Annotated in this window: 22 protein-coding genes and 1 tRNA gene; 10 read left to right on the forward strand and 13 right to left on the reverse strand. The window is 66.9% G+C overall.

Translation table 11 applies throughout. The annotated features are described in order from the left end of the window. Positions 1 to 9: 9 nt before the first annotated feature. The 5 genes from gcvP to RND78_RS07965 all read right to left on the reverse strand — a co-directional run bounded on the left by gcvP (position 10) and on the right by RND78_RS07965 (position 5,612). Entirely contained in the window at positions 10 to 2,865 is a 2,856-nt protein-coding gene (gene gcvP, locus RND78_RS07945) for an aminomethyl-transferring glycine dehydrogenase (RefSeq protein ID WP_312727522.1), read from the reverse strand. Positions 2,866 to 2,872: 7 nt separating this feature from the next. Continuing rightward, on the reverse strand, positions 2,873 to 3,241 hold the full coding sequence (gcvH, locus tag RND78_RS07950; protein WP_312727523.1) for a glycine cleavage system protein GcvH: 369 nt from the start codon (positions 3,239 to 3,241) through the stop codon (positions 2,873 to 2,875). A gap of 253 nt (positions 3,242 to 3,494) precedes the next feature. Further along, a complete protein-coding gene (locus tag RND78_RS07955) occupies positions 3,495 to 4,649 on the reverse strand; it encodes a glutathionylspermidine synthase family protein (protein ID WP_312727524.1) in 1,155 nt (384 codons plus the stop codon). A 3-nt stretch (positions 4,650 to 4,652) separates the two neighbouring features. Beyond that, entirely contained in the window at positions 4,653 to 5,198 is a 546-nt protein-coding gene (locus RND78_RS07960) for a DUF1190 domain-containing protein (protein ID WP_312727525.1), read from the reverse strand. 9 nt (positions 5,199 to 5,207) lie between these two features. Next, positions 5,208 to 5,612 carry a DUF350 domain-containing protein gene (locus RND78_RS07965; RefSeq protein ID WP_295465890.1) on the reverse strand — a complete coding sequence of 135 codons (405 nt, stop codon included), beginning with the start codon at positions 5,610 to 5,612 and terminating at the stop codon, positions 5,208 to 5,210. A gap of 193 nt (positions 5,613 to 5,805) precedes the next feature. On the opposite strand from RND78_RS07965, the gene poxB reads away from it, so the two are divergent. Continuing rightward, positions 5,806 to 7,530 carry a ubiquinone-dependent pyruvate dehydrogenase gene (poxB, locus tag RND78_RS07970; RefSeq protein WP_312727527.1) on the forward strand — a complete coding sequence of 575 codons (1,725 nt, stop codon included), beginning with the start codon at positions 5,806 to 5,808 and terminating at the stop codon, positions 7,528 to 7,530. Between the two features lie 3 nt (positions 7,531 to 7,533). Here the strand turns inward: poxB and RND78_RS07975 are convergent, their stop codons facing one another. The 4 genes from RND78_RS07975 to RND78_RS07990 all read right to left on the reverse strand — a co-directional run bounded on the left by RND78_RS07975 (position 7,534) and on the right by RND78_RS07990 (position 12,658). Continuing rightward, positions 7,534 to 8,268, reverse strand: coding sequence for a transporter substrate-binding domain-containing protein (locus RND78_RS07975; protein ID WP_312727529.1), 735 nt, complete (start codon positions 8,266 to 8,268; stop codon positions 7,534 to 7,536). Then, on the reverse strand, positions 8,265 to 10,133 hold the full coding sequence (locus RND78_RS07980) for a diguanylate cyclase (RefSeq protein ID WP_312727531.1): 1,869 nt from the start codon (positions 10,131 to 10,133) through the stop codon (positions 8,265 to 8,267). Before RND78_RS07980 ends, RND78_RS07975 begins: the two co-directional genes overlap by 4 nt. Beyond that, positions 10,130 to 10,870, reverse strand: a complete 741-nt coding sequence (locus RND78_RS07985) for a transporter substrate-binding domain-containing protein (protein ID WP_312727533.1) — start codon at positions 10,868 to 10,870, stop codon at positions 10,130 to 10,132. The genes RND78_RS07980 and RND78_RS07985 overlap by 4 nt, the downstream gene beginning before the upstream one ends. A 267-nt stretch (positions 10,871 to 11,137) precedes the next feature. Then, positions 11,138 to 12,658, reverse strand: coding sequence for a sigma-54-dependent transcriptional regulator (locus RND78_RS07990; RefSeq protein ID WP_312727535.1), 1,521 nt, complete (start codon positions 12,656 to 12,658; stop codon positions 11,138 to 11,140). A gap of 87 nt (positions 12,659 to 12,745) precedes the next feature. Here RND78_RS07990 and RND78_RS07995 point away from each other — a divergent pair, with 87 nt between their 5' ends. From RND78_RS07995 to RND78_RS08005, 3 genes are all read left to right on the forward strand, one after another. Next, positions 12,746 to 13,180 carry a MarR family transcriptional regulator gene (locus RND78_RS07995; protein ID WP_312727536.1) on the forward strand — a complete coding sequence of 145 codons (435 nt, stop codon included), beginning with the start codon at positions 12,746 to 12,748 and terminating at the stop codon, positions 13,178 to 13,180. Between the two features lie 143 nt (positions 13,181 to 13,323). Then, positions 13,324 to 13,740: an organic hydroperoxide resistance protein gene (locus RND78_RS08000; protein ID WP_312727538.1), complete on the forward strand. Its 417-nt coding sequence runs from the start codon at positions 13,324 to 13,326 to the stop codon at positions 13,738 to 13,740. A gap of 301 nt (positions 13,741 to 14,041) precedes the next feature. Then, the gene (locus RND78_RS08005) at positions 14,042 to 15,067 is read left to right on the forward strand and encodes an alpha/beta hydrolase (RefSeq protein WP_312727540.1); all 1,026 of its coding nucleotides are present in this window, start codon (positions 14,042 to 14,044) and stop codon (positions 15,065 to 15,067) included. Between the two features lie 51 nt (positions 15,068 to 15,118). On the opposite strand, the gene RND78_RS08010 is transcribed toward RND78_RS08005, so the two are convergent. Continuing rightward, complete coding sequence (locus tag RND78_RS08010) at positions 15,119 to 16,027, reverse strand: LysR substrate-binding domain-containing protein (protein WP_312727543.1); 909 nt, start codon at positions 16,025 to 16,027, stop codon at positions 15,119 to 15,121. A 104-nt stretch (positions 16,028 to 16,131) separates the two neighbouring features. On the opposite strand from RND78_RS08010, the gene RND78_RS08015 reads away from it, so the two are divergent. After that, entirely contained in the window at positions 16,132 to 17,139 is a 1,008-nt protein-coding gene (locus tag RND78_RS08015) for a zinc-binding alcohol dehydrogenase family protein (protein ID WP_312727545.1), read from the forward strand. Positions 17,140 to 17,212: 73 nt separating this feature from the next. After that, positions 17,213 to 17,860 carry an oxygen-insensitive NAD(P)H nitroreductase gene (nfsB, locus tag RND78_RS08020; RefSeq protein WP_312727547.1) on the forward strand — a complete coding sequence of 216 codons (648 nt, stop codon included), beginning with the start codon at positions 17,213 to 17,215 and terminating at the stop codon, positions 17,858 to 17,860. Positions 17,861 to 18,200: 340 nt separating this feature from the next. Here nfsB and RND78_RS08025 read toward each other — a convergent pair whose 3' ends face one another. Continuing rightward, on the reverse strand, positions 18,201 to 19,202 hold the full coding sequence (locus RND78_RS08025) for an LLM class flavin-dependent oxidoreductase (RefSeq protein ID WP_312727549.1): 1,002 nt from the start codon (positions 19,200 to 19,202) through the stop codon (positions 18,201 to 18,203). Continuing rightward, positions 19,186 to 19,596 (reverse strand): helix-turn-helix domain-containing protein, encoded by a 411-nt coding sequence (locus tag RND78_RS08030; RefSeq protein ID WP_312727552.1) that lies wholly within the window; start codon positions 19,594 to 19,596, stop codon positions 19,186 to 19,188. Before RND78_RS08030 ends, RND78_RS08025 begins: the two co-directional genes overlap by 17 nt. 194 nt (positions 19,597 to 19,790) lie before the next feature. On the opposite strand from RND78_RS08030, the gene betI reads away from it, so the two are divergent. The 3 genes from betI (at position 19,791) to betA (ending at position 23,940) form a co-directional block, all read left to right on the forward strand. Then, complete coding sequence (betI, locus tag RND78_RS08035; protein ID WP_027597348.1) at positions 19,791 to 20,378, forward strand: transcriptional regulator BetI; 588 nt, start codon at positions 19,791 to 19,793, stop codon at positions 20,376 to 20,378. Positions 20,379 to 20,644: 266 nt separating this feature from the next. Further along, on the forward strand, positions 20,645 to 22,117 hold the full coding sequence (gene betB / locus RND78_RS08040; RefSeq protein ID WP_312727556.1) for a betaine-aldehyde dehydrogenase: 1,473 nt from the start codon (positions 20,645 to 20,647) through the stop codon (positions 22,115 to 22,117). A gap of 80 nt (positions 22,118 to 22,197) precedes the next feature. Continuing rightward, complete coding sequence (gene betA / locus RND78_RS08045) at positions 22,198 to 23,940, forward strand: choline dehydrogenase (protein WP_312727560.1); 1,743 nt, start codon at positions 22,198 to 22,200, stop codon at positions 23,938 to 23,940. Positions 23,941 to 24,097: 157 nt separating this feature from the next. On the opposite strand, the gene RND78_RS08050 is transcribed toward betA, so the two are convergent. Continuing rightward, complete coding sequence (locus RND78_RS08050) at positions 24,098 to 24,442, reverse strand: hypothetical protein (RefSeq protein ID WP_312727562.1); 345 nt, start codon at positions 24,440 to 24,442, stop codon at positions 24,098 to 24,100. Between the two features lie 115 nt (positions 24,443 to 24,557). On the opposite strand from RND78_RS08050, the gene RND78_RS08055 reads away from it, so the two are divergent. After that, positions 24,558 to 24,633 (forward strand) — tRNA-Thr (locus RND78_RS08055). Positions 24,634 to 25,138: the final 505 nt, after the last annotated feature.

Below are 25,138 nucleotides of genomic sequence, written 5' to 3' on the forward strand. Positions count from 1 at the left end.
GGGTGAGGGTCAGGCCTCCCCGTAGGCTTCGATCGGCGGGCAGGAGCAGACCAGGTTGCGATCGCCGTAGACGTTGTCGATGCGCGCCACCGGCGGCCAGTACTTGCCATCCACCAGGCTGGGCAGCGGGAAGACCGCCTGCTCGCGGCTGTAGGGGTGGGTCCACTCCCCGGCCAGTTCGCGGGCGGTATGCGGCGCGTTCTTCAGCGGGTTGTCCTGGGGGTCCAGGGTGCCGGCTTCCAGGGCGCTGATCTCTTCGCGGATGGCGACCATGGCGTCGCAGAAGCGATCCAGTTCAGCCTTCGACTCGCTCTCGGTGGGCTCGATCATCAGGGTGCCGGCCACCGGGAAGGACATGGTCGGGGCATGGAAGCCGAAGTCGATCAGGCGCTTGGCCACGTCGTCCACGGTCACGCCGCTGCTGTCCTTGAGCGGGCGCAGGTCGAGGATGCACTCATGGGCCACCAGGCCGCTGGTGCCGGTGTAGAGCACCGGGTAGTGCTCTTCCAGCCGGCGGGCGATGTAGTTGGCGCTGAGGATGGCCACCTGGGAGGCGCGGGTGAGACCGGCGCTGCCCATCATCTTCAGGTACATCCAGGAGATCGGCAGGATGCTGGCGCTGCCGTAGGGCGCGGCGCAGACCGCACCTTCCTTGCGTTCCAGGTGCGCATGGCCGGGCAGGAAGGGCGCCAGGTGCGCCTTGACGCCGATGGGACCGACGCCCGGACCACCGCCCCCGTGGGGGATGCAGAAGGTCTTGTGCAGGTTGAGGTGGGAGACGTCGCCGCCGAACTGGCCCGGGGCGCAGAGGCCGACCATGGCGTTCATGTTGGCGCCGTCGATGTAGACCTGGCCGCCGTGGTCGTGGATCACCTGGCAGATCTCGCGGATGGCCTCCTCGAACACCCCGTGGGTGGACGGATAGGTGATCATCAGCGCGGCCAGGCGCTCGCTGTGCTGCTCGGCTTTGGCGCGCAGGTCGTCGAGGTCGACGTTGCCGCGCTTGTCGCAGGCCACCACCACCACGCGCATGTCGACCATGCTGGCGGTGGCCGGGTTGGTGCCGTGGGCCGAGGCCGGGATCAGGCAGACGTCGCGCTCACCCTGGCCGCGGCTCTGGTGATAGGCGCGGATGGCCAGCAGGCCCGCGTACTCGCCCTGGGAACCGGCATTGGGCTGCAGGGAGACGGCGTCGTAGCCGGTGGCCGCGCAAAGCATGGCTTCCAGCTCGGTGGTGAGCTGGGCATAGCCCTGGGCCTGGTCGGCCGGGGCGAAGGGGTGGATGCCACCGAACTCGGCCCAGGTGACCGGGATCATCTCGCTGGCGGCGTTGAGCTTCATGGTGCAAGAGCCCAGCGGGATCATGGTGCGATCCAGCGCCAGGTCCTTGTCCGCCAGCTTGCGCAGGTAGCGCATCAGCTCGGTCTCCGAGCGATGGCTGGCGAACACCGGGTGGGTCAGGAAGGCCGACTGGCGCTGCAGCGCCGCGGGCAGTTCCACGCCCTTGGCATCGCCCAGCTCGGCAACCTGGGGCGCGGCCTTGCCGTCCGCCAGGATCTCCAGCAGCACCTGGACGTCGGCCAGGGTGCTGGTCTCGTCCAGGGAGATACCCAGGGCTTCTTCGCTCACTTCACGCAGGTTGTAGCCACGGGTACGGGCGGCCTCGTGCAGGGCGGCGGTGCGTTCGCCGAACACCAGGGTCAGGGTGTCGAAGGCGGTGTGCTGGGTCTGGTGACCCAGGCGCTGCAGGCCGGCGGCCAGCAGGCTGGTCAGGCGCTGCACCCGGGTGGCGATGCGGGTCAGGCCTTCGGGGCCGTGGTAGACCGCGTACATGCTGGCGATGTTGGCCAGCAGCACCTGGGCGGTGCAGATGTTGCTGGTGGCCTTCTCGCGGCGGATGTGCTGCTCGCGGGTCTGCAGGGCCAGGCGATAGGCCGGGTTGCCGTGGCGGTCGATGGAGACGCCGACGACGCGCCCGGGCATGTCGCGCTTGTACTTGTCTTGGGTGGCGAAGTAGGCCGCATGGGGGCCGCCGAAGCCGAGCGGTACGCCAAAACGCTGGGCGGTGCCGATGGCCACGTCCGCGCCCAGTTCGCCGGGTGGGGTGAGCAGGGTCAGGGCCAGCAGGTCAGCGGCCATGGCCACCAGGGCACCGGCGGCCTGGAAGGCCTGGATGCTCTCGCGGTAGTCGCGGATCTCACCGGTGGTCATCGGATACTGGAACAGCGCGCCGAAGAAGCGGCCGTGGTCCTCGAGCTCGGTTTCAACGCCCACCACCACCTCGATGCCCAGCGGCTCGGCGCGGGTGCGCAGCACGTCCAGGGTCTGCGGATGGCAGTGCACGGAGGCGAAGAAGGCAGTGGCCTTGTTCTTCGCCAGGCGCTTGCAGAAGGTCATGGCCTCGGCGGCGGCGGTGCCCTCGTCCAGCAGCGAGGCGTTGGCCACCGGCATGCCGGTGAGATCGCCGATCAGCGTCTGGAAGTTGAGCAGGGCTTCCAGGCGACCCTGGGAGATTTCCGGCTGGTAGGGGGTGTAGGCGGTGTACCAGGCCGGATTTTCCAGCAGGTTGCGCAGGATCGGCGCCGGGGTGTGGGTGTTGTAGTAACCCTGGCCGATCAGGCTCTTGAGTAGGCGGTTCTTGCCGGCGATGGCGCGCAGCTCGGCCAGGGCGTCGGCTTCGGAGAGGCCGGCGGGCAGGTCCAGCACGCTGGTGCCCTTGATGCTCTCGGGGATCACCTGGGCGGTCATGGCGTCCAGGGACTCGTAGCCGAGCAGGTTCAGCATGGCGATCTCGTCCAGCTCGCGCGGACCAATGTGGCGCGGGACGAATTCGTCGGCGGTGCTGAGGGTGTCGTGCAGCGACATGGCGGTCTTACCCCTTGATCAGTTGCTGATAGGCGGCTTCGTCGAGCAGTGCGGCGAAGGCCTCGGCATTGGCGGGCTGGAAGCGGAAGAACCAGCCGGCGCCCAGCGGATCGCTGTTGATGGTCTCGGGCGCATCGTTGAGCGTCTCGTTGACCGCCAGCACTTCGCCGTCCAGCGGCATGGTGATGTTGCTGGCGGCCTTGACCGATTCCAGCACCGCCACCTCGTCGCCCTGGGCGTAGCTGCGCAATTCCGGCAGTTGCACGAAGACCAGGTCGCCGAGCGAATCCTGAGCATAGTCGGTGATGCCAACGGTGATGCTGCCATCGGCTTCCTGACGCAGCCATTCGTGTTCTTCGGTATAGCGCAGACCCATTGCAGACTCCTGCGGACGTTCGTCCCGGTGGATAGATGGGCGTGACCAGTGCAAGGCCGATGCCAGGCGCGAAAGCCAGCGTTTTCAAGACTTTTGCCCAGCATCGAATGGCCATCCGTAGCGAAAACGTTACAACTGGGCAGGATGCCACTCTTGCGCGTAACGATTTCCGAACGATGTATCCAATTCACTACAGATATAGCGTTGCTCCTGGGTCCGATAGTCCAGCTGCACGTTCCAGACGGGCTGGCTGTCAGTCGAGGATGAAATGCGGCAGGAAGCGCGAGCTGTCCTGGGTGATCAGCGAACGATCCTCGCGGATACCCAGGCCGCAGGCGCGGTCACCCACCACCCAGCTGCCCAGTACCGGGTAGTGACCGTCGAAACAGGGCAGTGGCTGGCACGCCTGGCGGATGGTCGCCCCGCCGTAGGGACCAGGCACCGCTGCCCGGCGACCGTCGGCGGCATGCAGGCTGACGTTGGCGCCCTCGCGGGAGAACAGCGGCTTGCGTACCCAGCCCGGCGCCAGGTGCGTGCTGGGGCGGGCGTCGAAATAGCTCGGCAACAGGTTGGGATGCCCCGGATGCTGCTCCCAGAGCAGCGCCAGGATGCCCTTGTTGCTCAGCAGCGCCTTCCACGGCGGCTCGATGAAGCGGGTGCCGCTGGCCGGGATGGCAGCGCCAAAGGGGTCTTCCAGCAGTTGCTCCCAGGGATAGAGCTTGAACAGGCTGAAGATGGAATGGCCATTGAGATCGACGAAGGTGCCCGAGCGTTCCAGGCCGATGTCCTCGACGGCGATGAAGCGCGCATCCAGCCCGGCCTGGACGGCGCAGTCGCGCAGGTAGTCGACGGTGCCGCGGTCTTCCAGGGACTCGTGCACCGCCGCCAAGTACAGCGGCTGCGGCACGCCCAGGTCGGCCAGGGTCTCGATCAGCCGCTCCTGGATCAGGTTGTACTGGTCGGCGGCGGGCGGCAGGGCGCCGCGTGCACGCTGCTGCTCCAGCCACAGCCACTGGAAGAAGGCCGCCTCGTAGAGCGAGGTAGGGGTGTCGTAGTTGAGCTCGAACAGCTTGGCCGGGCCCTGGCCGCTGTAGCAGAAGTCCATGCGGCCATAGAGCGAGGGCTCGCGCCGACGCCAGCTGATACGCAGATGCTCCCAGAAGAAGCGCGGGATGTGCAGCCGCTCCAGCAGCTCTTCGCGCTCGACGATGAGATCCACCAAGGCCAGGCACAGCTCGTGCAACTCGGCGGTGGGCGCCTCGAGATCGTCCTCGATCTGCCGCAGGCTGAAGCGGTAGGCCGCGGTCTCGTCCCAATAGGGCTCGCCCTCGAAGGTATGGAAGGCGAAGCCCAGGGCTTCGGCCTGCTGGCGCCAGTCGGGACGTTCGCTGAAGGAGATCCGCTGCATGATCTAGCCTCCGCTGCTGGCACGCGCCGCGGCGGCCTGGCCGAAGCCACCACGACTGACGAAACGCCCCGTGTCCACCGCCTGGGCGGCGCGATCCACCGCGACCCGACCGCTGCGATCAGCCACGGCGACGTTGCTGCCAGTGCGCCAGGTACCCGGATCGTCCAGCGAGCGGTAGAGCGGCTGACTGTCGCGGCGGCGGTCACGGGCCTGGTCCAGGTCCGGTACGTTGGAGCCAGAAGCCGCTTCACGATTGATCAAGAAGCCGGACATCCGTGGCGTGTAGTAAGGCTGCGGTCCTTCGCAGCCACCCACGCCGAAATCTGCCTCGCAGTCGCCCGACTGGATATAGCGGGGTGCCTGCAGGGCTTGGGCACTGCGGGCACTGGCGTACTCACGGGCGCAAACCGTGTTGCTGAACACCCCGTCCCGGGTGCATTGCTCGGCCGTCGCGTAGGTATAGCCGGGGGTGGGCCGACTGGTGCACCAGGCCAGGGTCAGTACCGGGGCGCCGATGAGCACCAGCTTGAGCGCTTGGCTGCGTTTCATGGCGTGCCCTCAGCCGGTGATGGCGGCGGCGTTGAGCACACCCACGGCGATGGCGAAGCAGGCGGCGAGGATGCCGCTGGCCATCTCGTTGGCCGCCAGCCGCTGCGGCAGTCCGGGCAGGCCCAGACGCAGCAGCTGGAAAGCCAGCAACTGGGTGACCAGGGCGATGAGTGCCCAGATGAGAAAGTCGGTCAGGCTCACCGCCACGCGCATGGCGCCCGCCAGTGGCAGCACGAAGCCGAGCAGGCTGCCACCGAAGGCCAGGGCCGCCGCCGGCACGTTGGCGCGGATCAGCTGCCATTCGCGATGGGGCGTGAGCCAGGCGTAGAGCACGCAGAACAGCCCGAGCAGAGCCAGGGACAGCAGCAGATAGAGCAGGAAGGCGGAAAACCCGCTGAGGTAGGCGGCGAGCACGAGAGACGTTCCTTGTCGATGAAGAGTCAGGCGCGATTATCGCCGCCTACGCGGGCTCCGCGCCGACCGTTCACCGGGCGAAACGGCGGGACGGTCGCGAACTTCCGCCTTTTTCATGGGACCAACACAGCACAAAAAGACCTCTACCAAGCGGCTCTAGACCTTCCCACCCCTCTCGTCTGGAGATCCTGTCATGGCTGTAAAAACCGTTGCCGATCTACTCGTCGCCACCCTCGAAGCCGCCGGCGTCGAAACCATCTGGGGCTTGCCGGGCGATTCGCTCAACGGCCTCACCGAAAGCCTGCGCAAGCGCGAGCGCATCCGCTGGCGCGGCGTGCGCCATGAAGAAGCCGCGGCCTTCGCCGCCAGCGCCGCCGCCGACATCAGCGGCCGCCTCAGCGTCTGCGCCGGCTCCTGTGGCCCGGGCAACCTGCACCTGATCAACGGCCTGTTCGACGCCCAACGCAGCGGCGCGCCGGTCCTGGCCATCGCCGCCCAGATTCCCTCCAGCGAGATCGGCTTGGGCTACTTCCAGGAGACCCATCCGGAGCGGCTGTTCCGCGACTGCAGCGACTACTGCGAGGTGGTCTCCCATCCCGAGCAGCTGCCGCGCATCCTCGAGACCGCCATGCGCTCGGCCATCCTCAATCGCTCGGTGTCGGTGGTGGTGATCTCTGGCGACGTGGCCCTGGCCGAGGCGCCCACCCAGCAGGTCCAGTGGAGCGAGCCGGTACGCCCGGTGGTGGTACCGCCGGAGGCCGAACTGGATGCCCTGGCCGAATTGCTGGCCGGCGAAAAGCGCATCACCCTGCTCTGCGGTGCCGGCTGCGCCGGGGCCCACGCCCAGGTGGTGGCCCTGGCCGAGCGGCTGCAGGCGCCGGTGGTCCACGCCCTGCGCGGCAAGGCCCATATCGAATATTCGAACCCCTACGGCGTGGGCATGACCGGACTGATCGGCTTTTCCTCCGGTTACCATGCGCTCAAGGAGTGCGACCTGCTGCTGATGCTGGGCAGCAATTTCCCCTATCGCAACTTCTACCCGGACCACGGCCGGGTGGTGCAGATCGACCTGCGCGGTGCGCACCTGGGTGTGCGTACCCCGCTGCTCAAGGGCCTGGTGGGCGATGTCCGCGCCACCCTCGACGCCCTGTTGCCGCGCCTCAAACCCAACGACCATCGCCGCTTCCTGGAAAAGGCTCAGGAGCACTACCGCAAGACCCGCGCCGAACTGGACGACCTGGCCACCCCGACTCCGGATGACACCCCGCTGCACCCGCAATACCTCACCGCCCGCATCAGCGAGCTGGCCGCACCGGACGCCCTCTTCACCTGTGACGTCGGCACCCCCACCGTCTGGGCCGCGCGCTACCTGGCGATGAACTTCGAGCGCAAGTTGTCCGGCTCCTTCAGCCATGGCTCCATGGCCAATGCCCTGCCCCAGGCCATGGGTCTGCAGGCGGCCTTTCCCGGTCGGCAGGTAGTAGCCCTGGCCGGTGACGGCGGGCTGTCCATGCTGCTCGGCGAATTGGCGACCCTGGCCAGCGAGCAGCTGCCGGTCAAGGTCATCGTCTACGACAACGCCACCCTGGGCTTCGTCGCCATGGAGATGAAGGCCGCCGGCATGCTCGACGAGACCACCGATCTCGCCGCCGTCGACTTCGCTCAGGTGGCCGAGGCCTGTGGCGTGCGCGGCTGGAAGGTGGAGTCGGCCAGCCTGCTCGACGCTACCCTGGAAGAAGCCTTCGCCCACTCCGGGCCGGCACTGGTGGATGTGCGCATCGCCAAGCAGGAGCTGTCGCTACCGCCGAAGATCGAGGCCGCCCAGGCCAAGGGCTTCAGCCTCTATATGCTGCGCGCGGTAATGAGCGGCCGGGGTAGCGAGGTGCTGGACCTGGCCAAGACCAACGTGCTGCGTTGACGGCTAGCGCCCGCCCGACTGCTCCAGCAGCCGGGCGAGTTCGCCGCTGGCCTTGAGCTGCGCGAAAGCCTCGCGTAATCGCGCCACCAAAGGCGCCGGCGTGGTCGGACTGAACGCCATGTACAGCGGGGTATCGAGATCCTCCAGGACGGCCAGGCGGTGCAATCCCGGGCAGGTGCTGGCCGCATCCTGGCAGAAGTGGCTGGCATCCCTCTCCGGAAGCAGCAGGGCGTCCACCTGGCCGTTGAGCAGGCGGCTGAAGTTGTCCTTCTGCTGGCCCGACACCACCAGTCGCTGGAAGCCGAGGGTCTGCAGATACTGGTGGCGCACGTCATCGCGCATCACCCCGAGACGATAGGCACGCGCATCGTCGAGCCGCTCGATACGCACGTCGTCGCGGCTGGCCAGCCGATAGAAGTAGTAGCGCAGGCGCGTGACCTCCCCGACCCACTGGAATTGGGCCTCGCGGGCCGGGGTACGGGCGATGAGATAGATCAGCACCCCCGGTTCGTGCAACGCCAGGTCATAGGCGCGGGCCCAGGGGTAGAGTTCCATGCGGTAGTCGGCGATGCCCGCCAGCGCCAGGGTGCGCTCCACCACCGCGGCTGCCGGCCCCGCTACCCGGCCGTCGACGCTCCAGGTAAAGGAGGTCTCTTCGGTCACGGCGCGGACCGTGGCGGCCTCCACACCCTGACCCAACAGGGCCAACAGCATGGCCAACAGCAGACGATGCTTCATAGCGGTGGCTCCTCATGCAACTGACAACTGCGATGGCGGCCCAGGCTCTTGGCGCGGTAGAGCGCACGGTCGGCCTGCTCCATGAGGGCAGCGAAATCAGGCATCTCGGCGCTCAGCGAGGCGTAGCCGATGCTCAGGGTGACATGGTTGGCGATCTCCGAGCCGGCATGGGCGATCTCCAGCGCGCTCACGGCCCGACGCAGGCGCTCGGCCATCTCACCCGCGCCCGCCAGATCGGTCGCGGGCAGCAAGACCGCGAATTCCTCGCCGCCGATTCGCGCCACCAGATCGCCGGAGCGCGTGACGACCTGCTGCATGGCGGTCGCCACCCGCTGCAGGCAGAGGTCGCCCTGGGCATGCCCGTAGGTATCGTTGTAGCGCTTGAAGAAGTCGACATCGCAGAGCAGCAGCGAGAGCGCCAGCCCGGAGCGCCGGGCACGACGAAACTCCTGGTGTTCGGCCTCATCGAAGCAGCGTCGGTTGGCCAGGCCCGTGAGTGGGTCGCTGAGCGACAATTCTTCCAGCCGCGCGTTGGCGCTGCGCAACGCCTCCTGGGATGCCAGCAGATCGCGCAGTTGTGCCTGGTGGTGGGACGCATGCAGCAGCAGCTGGGTGGTCATATTGATCAGGGCGCGCTCGTCGGTGCGCCACTCGCCCCCCTGTGCACAGCCGAAGAGCAGCAACCCGTATTCGTCGTCGGCGATCCGCAGGTGGACCAGCGCCAGGGCCTCGTTACCCAGGGCCAACAGGGGCTCGGCCGCCTCACCGAAAGTGGCCACGAGCGCCTCGCGCGTGGCGAAGGTGGAAGGCACCTCGGGCTCCAGCAGGCCCTCCAGCACCTGAGCGCAAGCGGTCGGCAGCAGCATCATGCCCTGGGCCGGCTCGGCCTCGCCGAACCAGCCCTGGTACAGGCGATAGGGCGCATCCTGGGCGTGGCGCTTGAACCAGCAGGCCTGACGCGCGCGCAGGCGTTGCGCCACCTCCTGCAGGCAGAGCTGGCAGTGCTGATCGAACCGCTCGTAAGGGGCATGGATCAGCTGGTTGGACAGTCCGAGGATGGTTTGCTGCGCCGTCGCCAGTGCCTCGAGCTCTGCCGTACGCTCGCGAACCCGGTCCGCCAGGCGATCACGATGCGCGGCCAGCTCCTCTTCATGCCGATGCTGCCGGGCGAGGTGGTCCGCCAGGTTGCCCTGCAGCGCATTGATACCGCTCACCAGCAGATCCAGTTCGTCCTGCCGGGCGGGTCGCTGCAGACGGAGGGGTTCGGCAAGGGTGGCGGCCGACAGCCGTGACAGGTGTCGGGCGATCCGGCGGACATGCAGGGTCACCAGCCGATTGAACGCCAGGCTGACTAGGCCGGCGAGCAGCAGGGAGAGCACCAGCTGGGTCAGCAGGGTGCCAGCCACGCTGTCGCGCAACTCGTGCCAGAGCACGGGTTCGCTGCCTTGGATGAGGAGTTCGCCGAGCACCTCGCGACCGCCGGGATAGGGGCTGTAGACCAGCTCGCAATGCCGGCTCGGTGCCAGGCTCGAGGGCGCCCAGTCGGCCCGCTGACGGGACTGGACCTCGGACTCCTGGCCGTGACCGCTGAGACGCAGCTCGATGCGGCCGACCGAGGCGATGCGCAGCGCGCCATCCAGGTGCGCCTGCACCGCGGGTTTGTCCAGCTCCCAGATGGCCTTGGCCAGGGTCGATTGGTACACCTGCTCCAGCAGTTGCAGCTCGGCATCCATTCTGACGCGATTCTGCTCCCAGATATTCCAAGTGCGCAGCCCCGCCGTAAGCACGGAAAACAGCAGGCAGAACAGCACCATCAGCAGCGCCAGGCGGTGGCCGAGCGAGCGCCGCTTCAGGACGCCATTCATAGCCAGCGGCGCTGGAGCTCGGCCAGCGTGCCGTCCTGCTGCAGGGTCGCGAAGGCGGCGCGTAGCCGCGTCATCACCTCGGGAGAGGTACCCAGGCTGGCCGCCAGGTAGAGAGGATAGGGCGGCGCGCAATAGACCTGCACCAGATCGCGCCGAGGATCGTAGCCCGCCTGCCGGGCCATGTGATTGACCATGACCCGATTGGCGATCCATAGATCGACCCGCCCGGCTCGCAGTTTCTCCAGGTTGAGGCTGTAGTGCGCACTGGGTTGCAAGTCGCGGCCGATGACGAAGCCCTGCTCCACCAGGATGCGTTCGCCGGCGTCACCATTGACCGTGGCGATCTGCAGACCACGAGCCGCCTCCAGGTTGGCCAAAGGCCGAACGCGACCTTGCCAGCTGAACAGACAGAGATTGGTCTCGGTGAGGGGTACCACCCAGTTGAACAGCGCCTCCCGTTCGGGCAGGCGCGCCATGGAAAAGATCAGGACGTCGGGCCCACCCTGGGCCTGGGCGAAGGCACGGGCCCAAGGCATGACCTGGGGCTCGGCGACCAGCCCGGCACGGGCCAACAGCAACCGCACCAGCTCGATCGAAAAACCGGTCACCCGACCATCCGGCTGGACTTGGCTGAAGGGCGGATAGTCCTCGGTCACCACCTGCAAGGCGGTCGCACGGACGCCAGTGCCGACCAGCACCAGACCGAAAAGTAGACATCTCAGGAGTTTGCTCGTCACGAAGCCCTCCCCGTCCGAGCATGACGTGATCTGGACGTTATCGGGCTGCAATGACGAAACTTGAAGCGTGGCGCTAGTGTGGTGTTCCAGAAGTCCGCGCAGGAATTGGCGCGTGATTCTTGGGCGGTTCGGCGCTCTGACTGGGCCAGGCGCCGCGGCGAGTCATGGCAGGGCTATGGCGAGGAGTGGCAACGCCGCCCAGACGGTCCGCCGCTGCGGCCGAAAAGGCGACGCCAAAATTGTGTAGTTAACTTCTGAAACACCACATTAGTCCCGCCGCGGAATACCGTAGCGCCGCAGGCGCATGGCGATGGCCGAGTGGGAGGTCTGTAACCGCGCGGCCAGTTGGCGGCTGGAAGGGTACTGGGGATAGAGCCGCTCCAGTAACGCTGCTTCGAAGCCCTGCACGGCGGCTTCCAGCGTGCTGACCTCGGTCTCGACGTGCCCGGCCACCGCGGTGCCGGCCAGATCGAGGTCGTCGACGTCGATCTGACCGCTCTCGCTGATGGCGGCGGCGCGGAAGAGGATGTTCTGCAGCTGGCGGACGTTGCCCGGCCAGGCGTTGCCCAGCAGCACCCCGTAGGTGGCCGGCGCCAGGCGGCACGGCGGGCGGCCGATCTGGGCGCAGGCCTGCTGCAGGAAGTGCCGCGCCAGCAGCAGGATGTCCTGGCCGCGCTCGCGTAGCGCCGGTACCTGCAGGCTCAGCACGTTGAGGCGGTAGAAGAGGTCCTCGCGAAAGGTGCCGGCGGCCACCATGGCCTGGAGGTCGCGATGGGTGGCGGCGAGGATGCGCACGTTGACCCGGGTCTCGTGGGCCCCGCCGACCCGGCGGAAGGTGCCATCGGAGAGAAAGCGCAGCAGCTTGGCCTGCAGATAGGGCGACATCTCCCCCACCTCGTCGAGGAACACCGTGCCCTGGTCGGCCAGCTCCAGCAGCCCCGGCTTGCCGCCACGCTGGGCACCGGTGAAGGCGCCCGGGGCATAGCCGAACAGTTCGCTCTCGGCCAGGCTCTCCGGCAGGGCGGCGCAGTTGAGCGCCAGGAAGGGTGCGTCGCGCCGGGCGCTGGCGGCGTGGCAGGCGCGGGCCACCAGCTCCTTGCCGGTACCCGTCTCGCCGAGGATCAGCAGCGGCGCCTCGAGCGCGGCCAGGCGCTGGGCGCGGGCCTTGAGGGTGCGGATGGCGGCGCAGTCGCCGAGCAGCGAATCGAAGCCCTCGGGGGTATCGTGGCGCAGCGCCGACAGACGACCGCCGATGCGACTGGGGGCATAGAGGGTCAGTAGCCCGCCCGCCAGGCCGCCCACCGGCTCGCCGATGGGGGTGGCGTCGAGCAGCAGTGCCTGGCCGCGCAACACCACCTCGCGCAGCGGCAGGCGAAAGCCCTGGTCCAGCAATTCGGCGGGCAACTCGGCGTCGTTAAAGAGTTCGGCCAGGGTCACGCCGGCATCCTCGCCAGCGAGGGCGGCGAAGGCCGGGTTGGCCAGCAGGATGCGGCCTTCGCCGTCCACCGCCAGCACCGGATCGGCCATGGCGGCGAGCAGGGCGTCGAGCTGCAAGGTGCGCCGCTGGCCGGGCAGGATGTCCACCACCCGCACCGCCTCCACGCCCACCACGGTCAGCAGGGCGTCGCGCAACTCCTCCAGCACCGCCGCGCTCAGGGTCGGCGCATCGATGTAGACGTTGGGCGGCACCATTTCCACGGCATCGAGGTTGAGATTGCGCGCACCGAGCAGGGCCAGGACTTCCTGGGTGATGCCGACGCGATCGATGAACGATACATGGATACGCATTGAAGCCCTGGGGTCTGAGAACGAAAGGAACATGCTACCCAAAGGCTCGGGGTAGAATCACTTCTCATTTGCCAGGGCGAGGCCACCATGACCACCAAAGATCCCCTCCTACTCGATCAGCAGCTGTGCTTCGCCCTGTACTCCACCTCCCTGGCGATGACCAAGGTGTACAAGCCGCTGCTCGAAGAAGTGGGCCTCACCTATCCGCAGTACCTGATGATGCTGGTGCTCTGGGAAAACGACCGCCTACCGCTCAAGGAACTGGCCCGCCGGCTGCACCAGGATTCCGGCGCCCTGACCCCGGTGCTCAAGCGCCTGGAAACCGAGGGCTACGTGACCCGCCAGCGCAACGTCGACGACGAGCGCAACCTGTCCATCGAGCTCACCCCGGCGGGCCGTGCCCTGCGCGAGCGGGCCCACGACATCAACGGCACCATCGGCAGCTACTGCGCCCTGGGCGACCAGGAGATGACCGAACTGCGTGAGCACCTCACCGCCCTGCGCGCCAAGCTGGAGCGCTGAGACCGCGAACGGCCGTTGGTCGTCTCTCCAAAAATATATTTGCGCGATAACAAATATCACGATAACTTAAATCCGTACCCGGGCCTTCCCCTTCGGCGAGTCCCGACCAAACAGTTATCGCGATACCTAACCAGGAGCACGCCATGAACATCCTCTATACCGCTTCCGCAACCAGCACCGGTGGCCGTGACGGCCGTTCCATCAGCAGCGACAAGACCCTGGACGTGCAGCTGTCCACGCCCAAGGAACTGGGTGGCGCCGGTGGTGCGGGCACCAACCCCGAGCAACTCTTCGCCGCCGGCTACTCGGCCTGCTTCATCGGCGCCCTGAAGTTCGTCGGTGCCAAGGAAAAGATCACCGTTCCGGCGGATGTCAGCGTGACCGCCCAGGTCGGCATCGGCCCGATCCCCACCGGCTTCGCCCTGGACGTCGAGCTGACCATCAGCCTGCCGGGCGTCGATCGCGCCGTGGCCGAAGACCTGATCGAGAAAGCCCACCAGGTCTGCCCCTACTCCAACGCCACCCGCGGCAACGTGGACGTGCGTCTGACCTTGGCCTAAGAACCTGTTCACGATCTCGCGAGCTAGAGCCAAACAAGGCGCAACGACCAACGGGAGTAACAGCCAACGGCTGGCCCGTAGGGTGAGCGCCAGCGAATCAAATGGCTGAGGAAGCGGATCGGACCCGCGCTCGGATTTACCAGTGGTAAATGAGCATTCCGACGGGGCTGGCCTTCCAGGCCATTTTCAACGCCGTTTGGCCGACGCGCAGCAGATCGTGTACAGGTTCTAAGCGTCACGGCCGCTACTAGGCGCCTCAGTACGAGGCGCCTGGTCCTTCAGCTTCGAGGAGTCATCCGTCATGCGCACCTTCTCTCGTCTGCTCGGTCTTTCCACCCTCACCCTGGCCATGGGCAGCGCCTTCGCCGCGCCCCAGCCCGATCCGCACCTGGAGCGCACCACCCAGGGCTTCGTCGACGGCTTGAACGCCAGCGGTGGCAAACCCCTGGAGACCCTGTCGCCCAAGGATGCCCGCGCCGTCCTGGTCGGTGCCCAGGCCAGCGTCAAGGTCGACCTGTCCGGGGTCAAGACCAGCCAGAAGACCATCCAGGTGGATGGCAAGCCGCTGGAACTGACCATCGTCCGCCCGGCGAACGCCAAGGGCGCCACCCCGGCGTTCATGTTCTTCCACGGCGGCGGCTGGGTGCTGGGCGACTTCCCCACCCACCAGCGCCTGGTGCGGGACCTGGTGGTGGCCTCGGGTGCCACGGCGGTGTTCGTCAACTACACGCCGAGCCCGGAAGCCCATTTCCCGGTGGCCATCAACCAGGCCTATGCCGCGACCAAATGGGTCGCCGAGCACGGCAAGGACATCGACGTCGACGGCAGTCGCCTGGCCGTGGCCGGCAATAGCGTCGGTGGCAACATGGCGGCAGTGGTCAGCCTGATGGCCAAGGACAAGGGCACGCCCAAGCTGCGCTACCAGGTACTGTTCTGGCCGGTGACCGATGCCAGTTTCGACAATGGCTCCTACCAGGCCTATGCCGAAGGCCGCTTCCTCACCCGCAACATGATGAAGTGGTTCTGGGACAACTACACCACCAGCGAAACCGACCGCGCCAACGTCTACGCCTCGCCGCTGCGCGCCAGCGAAGACCAGCTCAAGGGGCTGCCGCCGGCGCTGGTGCAGACCGCCGAGAACGACGTGCTGCGTGATGAAGGCGAGGCCTATGCCCGCAAGCTCAACGCCGCCGGCGTCGACGTGGTCCAGGTGCGCTACAACGGCATGATCCACGACTACGGGCTGCTCAACGCCCTGGCCAAGGTGCCCGAGGTCCAGGCCGCCCTGACCCAGGCCGGGCAGCAGCTCAAGCAGCACCTGCAGTAAGGTTCGACGCAAGTCCCGGAGGGGCGCCAGCGATGGCGCCCCTTTTTCGTTTCAGCCCGGCTCGCCTAGGGCGGTGAAGCGCTCCGCCAGCCAGTCGTGCAGTTGCCGGACCGCCGGCGAGAATTGCCGGCGATGCGGACAGAACAGCTGCAGCGGCAGCGGCTCGCCGGACAGCTCGGGCAGCAGTCGCACCAGCCGCCCGGTCTGGAAGTCCTCGCGCAGCTCCAGCCAGGACTTATAGAGGATGCCTTCGCCCGCCAGTGCCCAGCGATGCACCACCTCGGCATCGTCGCTCTGCAGCGGCCCGCTCACCCCCACCTGGCGCAGGCCGCCCTCGGGCAGCACGAAGCTCCACTTGTCGTGGATCCGGCCGTGCAGCTGATAGAGCAGGCAGGCGTGCCCGGCCAGCTCGTCCAGGCTGCGCGGTGTGCCATGGCGCGCCAGATAGGCCGGCGCCGCGGCCAGCAACCGGCGGTTGTCCGGTACCAGCGGCAGGGCCACCAGGCTGTCGTCCTGACTGCGCCCGTAGCGGATGGCGATGTCCACCGGATCGCGATAGACGTCCGCCTGCTGGTCCGACACGTACAGCCGCAGCGTCAGCCCCGGATGTCGCTGGCGGAATTCGGTCAACCAGGGCAACAGCAGATTGCGCCCCAGATCGGACGGCGCGGCCACCTGCAGCACGCCACGCAACTCGGGACTTTCGCTCTGCAACCGTTCGCGTCCCTCGCGCAAGGTTTCCAGCACATCCCGGGCATAGGGCAGATAGGCCTCACCCTCGGCGGTGAGCCTCAGGCTGCGGGTCGAGCGGGCGAACAGGCGGATGCCCAGTTCGCGCTCCAGCCGGCCGATGGCCGCGCTCACCTGACCCGGCAGCAGGTCTGCCTCGCGGGCCGCACCGGAAAAGCTGCCCAGGGCTGCGGAGCGCACGAAGAGGCCAAGATCGTCGAAGCGGATCATTTTCACTCCAGCAGTGAAGGTGCTATCCAATTCTGCCGCTTTTTCCCACCAACGATGAAGAAGACCATGGCTCCCTCTCTTCCCAGCGCTCAAGGAGCCCCTTCATGAAAGCCATCGTCCACGGTGACATCACCCTGCCCGCCAGCGATCCCCGCGCCCTGCAGGACGTCGAGCTGCCCGCGCCCACCCCCGGAGCCCATGACCTGCTGGTGGAAGTCCGCGCCGTCGCGGTCAACCCGGTGGACGCCAAGGTGCGCCAGGGCCTGGTGGAGCGCGAATCCAAGGTACTGGGCTGGGACGTCTCCGGTGTGGTCCGCGAAGTCGGCAATGCGGTCAGCCGCTTCGCCGTGGGTGACGAGGTCTACTACGCCGGCGAGCTGTTCCGTCCCGGCTGCAACAGCGAGCTGCACCTGGTGGACGAGCACCTGGCCGGACACAAGCCCAGGAGTCTCGACCATGCCCAGGCCGCCGCCCTGCCGCTGACCGCCGTCACCGCCTGGGAGTTGCTGTTCGATCGCCTCGGCGTCGCCGAAGGCGGTGGCGCCGGTCAGCAACTGCTGGTGATGGGGGCCGCGGGTGGCGTCGGCTCCGTGCTGGTCCAGCTGGCCCGCCAGCTCACCGACCTGACCGTGATCGGCACCGCCTCCCGCGCCGAGACCCAGGACTGGGTGCGCGAGCTCGGTGCCCACCACGTCATCGACCACCACCAGCCGCTGCGCCCGCAACTGGAAGCCCTCGGTCTGGACGGCGTGACGATGGTCGCCAGCCTCACCCACACCGACCAGCACTACGCTCAGCTCGTCGAGGCGCTGCGGCCCCAGGGTCGCCTGGCGGTGATCGACGATCCCGAACGACTCGATGCCGTGCCCATGAAGCTCAAGTCCCTGTCGCTGCACTGGGAGCTGATGTTCACCCGCTCGCTGTTCCAAACCCCGGACAAGGTGCGCCAGCACGAGATCCTCGAACGGGTCGCCCAACTGGTCGACCAGGGCACGCTCAAGACCACCCTGGGCGAACACCTCGGCCGCATCGATGCCGCCAACCTGCGCCGCGCCCACGCCCTGCTGGAGAGCCATCAGGCACGCGGCAAGCTGGTGCTGGAAGGCTTCTAAACACTCTTCAAGGCTTCACGTTGTCGCCGCGCCCCCAGGGGCGCGACGCTCACCCCCGATCAGGAATCGACCCATGCAGCTGTCCCAGATCGCCCGTACCCGCTACACCACCAAGGCCTTCGACGGCTCCCGCAGCATTCCCGCCGAGCAGGTCGAGGAATTGCTGGAGCTGTTGCGTCAGGCGCCCTCCTCGGTCAACTCCCAGCCCTGGCACTTCGTGGTCGCGGCCAGCGCCGAGGCCAAGGTACGCATCGCCCGTGGCATGCAGAGCCCCTACAACGAACCCAAGGTGCTGCCAGCCTCCCACGTCATCGTGCTCTGCACCCGCCTGGAGATGACCGAAGGCCATCTGGCCCAGGTGCTGGAGCGGGAGGCCCAGGACGGCCGCTTCGCCAAGCCCGAGGCCCGCGCCGCCCAGGATGGTACTCGCCGCCACTTCGTCGACCTGCACCGCCATGAGCGCAAGGACGTGCAGCACTGGATGGAGAAGCAGACCTACCTGGCCCTGGGCACCCTGCTGCTGGGCGCCGCCGCGCTGGGCATCGACGCTACCCCGATGGAGGGCTTCGACGCCAACAGCCTGGATAAGGAACTGGGTCTGCGCGAGCAGGGCTACACCGCCCTGGTGGTGGTCGGCCTGGGCTATCGTGGCGAAAGCGACTTCAACGCCGCCCTGCCCAAGTCCCGCCTGGCCCGCGAGCAGGTGTTCACTTTCCTGTAAATCGCCCAGCCTCGTAGCGTGGATAACGGCGCAACCTTATCCACAACTCACGCCAGCACCAGCCAGTGGAAAACGCTGCGCGGTTTTCCACGCTACGAGACGCGGCTCGTGTCGGTTGGGCTGAGCCCAGCGAAGCCCAATAAAGCACCACCACGCTGCACGTACAAAAAAGCCGACCGTCGCAAGACGCTCGGCTTCTGTTTCTGGGCCGCTCCTACAGGGGCGATGTTTTTGTAGGAGCGGCCCATGACCGCGATAGAAAGATCGAGCTATAAACCGAAGCGGCCTCGATGAACCTTGGCTGGCTGAGCACAGCCAAACCCAAGGTTAATCGCTGCCATCAACCGCCCTTCAAATCCGCCAGGATCGAAAACGCCCGCAAGCGATCCGCCTGCTCATAGACGTCGCAGGTGAAGATCAGCTCGTCGGCATCGGTCTTCTCCAGCAGCAGCTCCAGGCGCTCGCGCACCTTGTCCGGTCCGCCGATCACCGCCATGCCGAGGAAACTCGACACCGACTCCTTCTCGTGGGGCAACCAGATGCCCTCCATGCTGCGCACCGGCGGCTGCAGGCGCAGGCTATCGCCGCGGAACAACGCCAGGATGCGCTGGTAGAGGGTGGTCGCCAGGTAACTGGCCTCGTCGTCGCTGTCGGCCGCCACCAGGGGTACGCCGAGCATCACATAGGGGCGGTCGAGTACCTTGGACGGCTGGAAGTTCTCCCGGTACAGGCGGATCGCCTCGTGCACGTAGCGCGGTGCGAAGTGCGAAGCGAAGGCGTAGGGCAGTCCCTTGGCCGCCGCCAGCTGGGCGCTGAACAGACTCGACCCGAGCAACCAGATCGGCACCTCGGTGCCCACGCCGGGCATGGCGATCACGCCCTGGCCGGGTTGCTGCGGGCCGAAGTAGTGCTGCAGTTCCTCCACATCCCGCGGAAAGTCGTCGGAACTGCCCAGGCGGTCGCGGCGCAAGGCATAGGCGGTACGCTGGTCCGAACCCGGCGCGCGGCCGAGGCCCAGCTCGATCCGCCCTGGATACAGCGACGCCAGGGTACCGAACTGCTCGGCCACCACCAGCGGTGCATGGTTGGGCAGCATGATGCCACCCGAGCCGAGGCGCAGGGTGCTGGTGCCGGCGGCCAGATAGCCCAGCAAGACGCTGGTCGCGGAACTGGCGATACCGTCCATGTTGTGGTGCTCGGCCACCCAGTAGCGGGAAAAATCGAGCTGCTCGACATGCCGCGCCAGGGTCAGGGCATTGTGCAGCGCCTGGGTCGCATCGCCATCGTCGCGGATGGGGACGAGGTCGAGGACCGACAGGGCGGTCTTAGAGAGACGAGTCATCAGGGATCTCCTCGGCGGCCTGGTCGTAGGCCGCCCTGTGGCGCTGAATGAGAGGCTGCTTCGCGGACGCCCAGGCGGCCAGGGCGCCTACCGGCACCATCAGGCTCTGGCCCAGCGCGGTGAGGGCGTACTCCACCTGGGGCGGCTTGCTCGGCGTCACGGTGCGCGAGACCAGGCCATCGCGCTCCAGCTGGCGCAGGGTGACACTGAGCATGCGCTGGGAAATACCCTCTACCCGCCGGCGCAATTCATTGAAACGCAGCGGCCCGGGTTCCAGGGTGAACAACGTGAGCAAGGACCAGGCATCGCCGATCCGATCCAGCACATCCCGGATCGGACAGGCATGGGCATGCAAACGACGGCGACTGGAGATACGACTGACCACGGCGTCCATGACGATCCTCGAAGCAGAACTGACTTCAGCCTACGCCTTTCAGGCGGTTATTAAAAGTAACCACCCGTCAGGGCTGGTGCAGCTGCCTTGGCCAAGGCACAATCCAAGAGGTCGTGGCATTTTTTATTGATTGAACGTTCAATAAAAAATAGTTACCCTCGGAGGCTCCTTCCGCTCTATTCAGGAGACGCTCCGTGCCCAAGGTCGGGATGCAACCCATCCGCCGCTCGCAGCTCATCGCCGCGACCCTCGAAGCCGTCGACGAAGTCGGCATGGGCGATGCCAGTATCGCCTTCATCGCCCGCAAGGCCGGCGTCTCCAACGGCATCATCAGCCACTACTTCCAAGACAAGAACGGCCTGCTCGAAGCCACCATGCGGCATCTGATGAATGCCCTGCGCCAAGCCGTGCGCGAACGCCGCGCCGCCTTGCCTGGTGACGACCCTGCCGCCAACCTGCGGGCCATCATCCAGGGCAACTTCGACGATACCCAGGTCAGCGGTCCGGCCATGAAGACCTGGCTGGCCTTCTGGGCCACCAGCATGCACCAGCCCAACCTGCGTCGCCTGCAACGCATCAACGACCTGCGCCTCTACTCCAACCTCTGCTGGCAATTCCGGCGTCTCCTGCCCCATGAGCAGGCCCGTGCCTCGGCTCGCGGCCTGGCCGCCATCATCGATGGCCTCTGGCTACGCGGCGCCCTCTCCGGCGACACCTTCAACACCCAGCAGGCCCTGCAGATCGCCTACGACTATCTGGATCTGCAACTGGCCAAGGCTTGACCGCCCCCACCCTGCCGTCATCGATGGCAGGGGCTCCATCCCTGCCTCCCCCGCTGCCCCCTCTCCGCTGATCCTCTGCCGTCGTGCCCGAGCCCCTCTGGACCGCCCACCGAGCCGTCTCCGTACGCCCGCGAATTTTTCATTGATTGAACGTTCAATAAAAATTAAGTAGACTGGATTCATCGCTGGAGCAGAAAGGCCTCGCCTCTCGCTCCCCCTGTGTTCCTCGCGGGTGCCACGGCGCCCGCCCAGCTTGGGAGATCGTCATGGCCCGTTTCGCCGAACAGCAGCTCTACATCGGTGGCCGTTACGTCGCCGCCACCAGCGGCGTCACCTTCGAAACCATCAACCCGGCCACCGGCGAAGTCCTCGCCAAGGTCCAGCGCGCCAGCCGCGCCGACGTCGACAAGGCGGTCGAAGCCGCTGCTGCCGGCCAGAAGGTCTGGGCCGCGATGACCGCCATGCAGCGCTCGCGCATCCTGCGCAAGGCCGTGGACATCCTCCGTGAGCGCAACGACGAGCTGGCGCTGCTGGAAACCCTGGACACCGGCAAGGCCCTGTCCGAGACCCAGGCCGTCGACATCGTCACCGGCGCCGACGTGCTGGAGTACTACGCCGGCCTGATCCCGGCCCTGGAAGGCGAGCAGATCCCGCTGCGCGAGACCTCCTTCATCTATACCCGCCGCGAGCCGCTGGGCGTGGTCGCCGGCATCGGCGCCTGGAACTACCCGATTCAGATCGCCCTGTGGAAATCCGCCCCGGCCCTGGCCGCCGGCAACGCCATGATCTTCAAGCCCAGCGAAGTCACCCCGCTGAGCGCCCTGAAACTGGCCGAGATCTACACCGAAGCCGGCCTGCCCGATGGCGTGTTCAACGTCGTCAACGGCCAGGGTCGCGAGGTCGGCGCGGCCATCACCGAGCACCCCGGCATCGAGAAGGTCTCCTTCACCGGCGGCGTGGACACTGGCAAGAAGGTCATGGCCAGCGCCGCCGGCTCGACGCTCAAGGAAGTCACCATGGAACTGGGCGGCAAGTCGCCGCTGATCGTCTGCGCCGACGCCGACCTGGATCGCGCCGCCGACATCGCCGTCATGGCCAACTTCTTCAGCTCCGGCCAGGTCTGCACCAACGGTACGCGGGTCTTCGTGCCCCAGGCGCTCAAGGCCGAGTTCGAAGCCAAGATCCTCGAACGCGTCAAGCGCATCCGCCTGGGCGATCCACTGGCGGCCGAGACCAACTACGGCCCCATGGTCAGCTTCGCCCACATGGAGAGCGTGCTCGACTACATCGCCAAGGGCCGCGCCGAGGGCGCCCGCCTGCTGGTCGGCGGCGAGCGGGCCACCGACGGCGCCCTGGCAAAGGGTGCCTTCATCACCCCCACCGTCTTCACCGACTGCCGCGATGACATGACCATCGTCCGCGAGGAGATCTTCGGCCCGGTCATGAGCATCCTGGCCTACCGCGACGAAGACGAAGTCGTCCGGCGCGCCAACGCCACCGAGTTCGGCCTGGCCGCCGGCGTCGTGACCCGCGACCTGGCCCGCGCCCATCGCCTGATCCATCGCCTGGAAGCCGGCATCTGCTGGATCAACACCTGGGGCGAATCCCCCGCCGAGATGCCCGTCGGCGGCTACAAGCAGTCCGGCGTCGGTCGCGAGAACGGCATCTCCACCCTCGGCCACTACACCCGCATCAAGTCGGTGCAGGTCGAGCTGGGCGACTACGCCTCGATTTTCTGAGGCCAGGCCTTCCCCATCGTTCTCCCCTCCTGTGCGCAGGAGGGTCCGGGCCAGGGCCCGCTGCTAAGAGGAGACACTTCATGGCACACGAATTCGACTACATCGTCATCGGCGCTGGCTCGGCCGGCAACGTTCTGGCCACCCGGCTGACCGAAGATAAGGACGTCACCGTCCTGCTGCTGGAAGCGGGCGGCCCCGACTATCGTCTGGACTTCCGCACCCAGATGCCCGCCGCCCTGGCCTATCCGCTGCAGGGCAAGAGATACAACTGGGCCTACCAGACCGAACCCGAGCCGCACATGGACAACCGCCGGATGGAATGCGGCCGCGGCAAGGGCCTGGGTGGCTCCTCCCTGATCAACGGCATGTGCTACATCCGCGGCAACGCCCTGGACTACGACAACTGGGCGCAGCTCGACGGCCTGGAAGACTGGACCTACCTGGATTGCCTGCCCTATTTCCGCAAGGCCGAGAGCCGTGACGCCGGCGCCAACGACTGGCACGGCGGCGACGGCCCGGTCTCGGTGACCACCGCCAAGCCGAACACCAACCCGCTGTTCGAAGCCATGGTCGAGGCCGGCGTCCAGGCCGGTTATCCGCGCACCGAAGACCTCAACGGCTACCAGCAAGAAGGCTTCGGCCCGATGGACCGCTTCGTCACCCCCGACGGCCGGCGCTCCAGCACCGCGCGTGGCTACCTGGACCAGGCCAAGGGTCGGCCCAACCTGACCATCGTCACCCATGCCACTACCGATCGCATCCTCTTCGATGGCAAGCGCGCCAGCGGCGTCGCCTACCTGAAGGGCGACTCCCTGGAGGCCATCACCGTGCGCGCCCGCCGCGAAGTGCTGCTCTGTGCCGGCGCCATCGCCTCGCCGCAGATCCTGCAGCGCTCCGGCGTCGGCCCCGCGCCGCTGCTGCGGCGCTTCGACATCCCGCTGGTGCTGGATCTACCCGGTGTCGGCCAGAACCTCCAGGATCACCTCGAGATGTACCTGCAATACGAGTGCAAGCAGCCGGTCTCGCTGTATCCGGCGCTGAAGTGGTACAACCAGCCGCAGATCGGCCTGGAGTGGATGCTCAAGGGCACCGGCCTGGGCGCCACCAACCATTTCGAGGCGGGCGGCTTCATCCGCTCCAGCGAAGAATTCGACTGGCCCAACATCCAGTACCACTTCCTGCCGATCGCCATCAATTACAATGGCACCAACGCCATCGAGGCCCACGGCTTCCAGGCCCACGTCGGCTCCATGCGTTCGCCCAGCCGCGGCCGCATCGAACTGACCTCGCGCGATCCGCGCCAGCATCCCAGCATCCTGTTCAACTACATGAGCACCGAGCAGGACTGGCGCGAATTCCGCGACGGCATCCGCCTGACCCGCGAGATCATGCAACAGCCGGCACTGGACCCCTATCGTGGCAAAGAGATCAACCCGGGCCGCGATTGCGTGACCGATGCCCAGCTGAACGCCTTCGTGCGCTCCCACGCCGAGACCGCCTACCACCCGTCCTGCTCCAACAAGATGGGTACCGACGACATGGCGGTAGTCGACGGCGCCGGTCGCGTGCACGGCCTGGAAGGCCTGCGCGTGGTGGACGCCTCCATCATGCCGATCATCGCGACCGGCAACCTCAACGCCCCGACCATCATGCTCGCCGAGAAGATCGCCGACAAAATCCGCGGCCGCGCCCCGCTGCCGCGCAGCAACGCTGCCTACTACGTCGCCAACGGCGCCCCGGTACGCGGCACCCCGCTGCGTGACGTCAACGGTCAGCGTGCCACCGAGCCGGTCCCGCAGCGCCGCAACCAGCCGGCCGCCTGACTTCAGGCACTGAACGCAAGAAGGGCGCCCATGGGCGCCCTTCCTGTATCTGACCGTCGACGTTCGAAATCACCTGCCAGGTCTTAGCGATGCAGCCCGCTCTTCCCCCTCTCCTTCAGGGAGCGGGCCAGGGTGAGGGCCCGCCGCGCCTGTCACCTCACAAACAATCCTTCACCGCCGACAACACTGCCCGCGGCCGCAGCGGATTGTTCGCCATCTGCTCACGCAGCTGGACCCGTGTCCCGCGCGACGCCGAGCCGATATCGATGATCGCCGCGGTCGCCCCGGGCACCTTGCTGTCCACCAGCACCCGCTGACTGCTGCCCTGGGCCTGGATCTCCACGTGGCGCCCATCCTTCTCCAGCCCAGCCACCAGGCAGCTCCGGTAATCCGCGGCACTCTTGCCGGTGCGCAGCTCCATCGGCGGATTGCGCTCCAGATTCGCCTGGCTGGTGCAACCCGCCAGTGCAGCGGCCAGTACGGCCAGGGTCTTGGCTTTCATCAAAGGCTCCTTGCAGCTTCAGCTTTCATTTTACCGCGCCGTGCTTACGCCTGGCTTAACCAGCGCACATCCTTGGTTTACAAGGGCTTATCCATGGCTATAATGGCCTCCCCTTGCCGGTATAGCTCAGCTGGTAGAGCAACTGACTTGTAATCAGTAGGTCCCGGGTTCGACTCCTGGTGCCGGCACCAAGCGCTACAAGACCCTTAGGCCAACCTTCCGGTTGGCCTTCGTCGTTTCTGGGCCGAGGCAAACACGCTTTCGACACGCTAGCGCACGGACGGGCCTCTCTCGCATGTCTTGGGCGAGTCGCTGCTCCCCTCCTATCAAGAAACTCCTCGATCAGCTCGAGCGGCGGCACTCCTATAGGTGTGTCTCAGGATATGCGCCCAGTTCGGCCCGCTTGACCTCGGAGGCCCTGCACTGCGACTGTCTGCGGGGAATAGCCAGCGCGAGCTGGCGCCCTGCCGGCGGTGCTCCATCAGGTCCCGAAGCGACTTGAGGGGCAGGTCGAAAGTCTTGGCGGCGCCACCCTTCGGCCTCGTAACGTGCAGAGCGTCGCCCGTCGGTAGTAGTTGCTCGACCTGGTCAGCACAGGCGGAGGTCCTGCTCATGCCGGTCAGAATCATGAAGAGGTGGAGGTCTCGGCGCACCGGGTTGTCCAGCGCCACGACCGCCCTACCCCACGCTCGCAGG

Origin of the sequence: Pseudomonas oryzihabitans (assembly GCF_032027545.1) — a bacterium.
Lineage (GTDB): Bacteria > Pseudomonadota > Gammaproteobacteria > Pseudomonadales > Pseudomonadaceae > Chryseomonas > Chryseomonas oryzihabitans_F.

Coding starts and splice junctions, on each gene's coding strand:
- RND78_RS08010 (WP_312727543.1), bottom strand. CDS start 16,027: ATGATCCGCTTCGACGATCTTGGCCTCTTCGTGCGCTCCGCAGCCCTG.
- gcvH (WP_312727523.1), bottom strand. CDS start 3,241: ATGGGTCTGCGCTATACCGAAGAACACGAATGGCTGCGTCAGGAAGCC.
- gcvP (WP_312727522.1), bottom strand. CDS start 2,865: ATGTCGCTGCACGACACCCTCAGCACCGCCGACGAATTCGTCCCGCGC.
- betA (WP_312727560.1), top strand. CDS start 22,198: ATGGCACACGAATTCGACTACATCGTCATCGGCGCTGGCTCGGCCGGC.
- poxB (WP_312727527.1), top strand. CDS start 5,806: ATGGCTGTAAAAACCGTTGCCGATCTACTCGTCGCCACCCTCGAAGCC.
- RND78_RS07990 (WP_312727535.1), bottom strand. CDS start 12,658: ATGCGTATCCATGTATCGTTCATCGATCGCGTCGGCATCACCCAGGAA.
- RND78_RS08015 (WP_312727545.1), top strand. CDS start 16,132: ATGAAAGCCATCGTCCACGGTGACATCACCCTGCCCGCCAGCGATCCC.
- RND78_RS07960 (WP_312727525.1), bottom strand. CDS start 5,198: ATGAAACGCAGCCAAGCGCTCAAGCTGGTGCTCATCGGCGCCCCGGTA.
- RND78_RS07980 (WP_312727531.1), bottom strand. CDS start 10,133: ATGAATGGCGTCCTGAAGCGGCGCTCGCTCGGCCACCGCCTGGCGCTG.
- nfsB (WP_312727547.1), top strand. CDS start 17,213: ATGCAGCTGTCCCAGATCGCCCGTACCCGCTACACCACCAAGGCCTTC.
- RND78_RS07975 (WP_312727529.1), bottom strand. CDS start 8,268: ATGAAGCATCGTCTGCTGTTGGCCATGCTGTTGGCCCTGTTGGGTCAG.
- RND78_RS08005 (WP_312727540.1), top strand. CDS start 14,042: ATGCGCACCTTCTCTCGTCTGCTCGGTCTTTCCACCCTCACCCTGGCC.
- RND78_RS08000 (WP_312727538.1), top strand. CDS start 13,324: ATGAACATCCTCTATACCGCTTCCGCAACCAGCACCGGTGGCCGTGAC.
- RND78_RS08030 (WP_312727552.1), bottom strand. CDS start 19,596: ATGGACGCCGTGGTCAGTCGTATCTCCAGTCGCCGTCGTTTGCATGCC.
- RND78_RS07955 (WP_312727524.1), bottom strand. CDS start 4,649: ATGCAGCGGATCTCCTTCAGCGAACGTCCCGACTGGCGCCAGCAGGCC.
- betB (WP_312727556.1), top strand. CDS start 20,645: ATGGCCCGTTTCGCCGAACAGCAGCTCTACATCGGTGGCCGTTACGTC.
- RND78_RS07995 (WP_312727536.1), top strand. CDS start 12,746: ATGACCACCAAAGATCCCCTCCTACTCGATCAGCAGCTGTGCTTCGCC.
- RND78_RS08025 (WP_312727549.1), bottom strand. CDS start 19,202: ATGACTCGTCTCTCTAAGACCGCCCTGTCGGTCCTCGACCTCGTCCCC.
- RND78_RS08050 (WP_312727562.1), bottom strand. CDS start 24,442: ATGAAAGCCAAGACCCTGGCCGTACTGGCCGCTGCACTGGCGGGTTGC.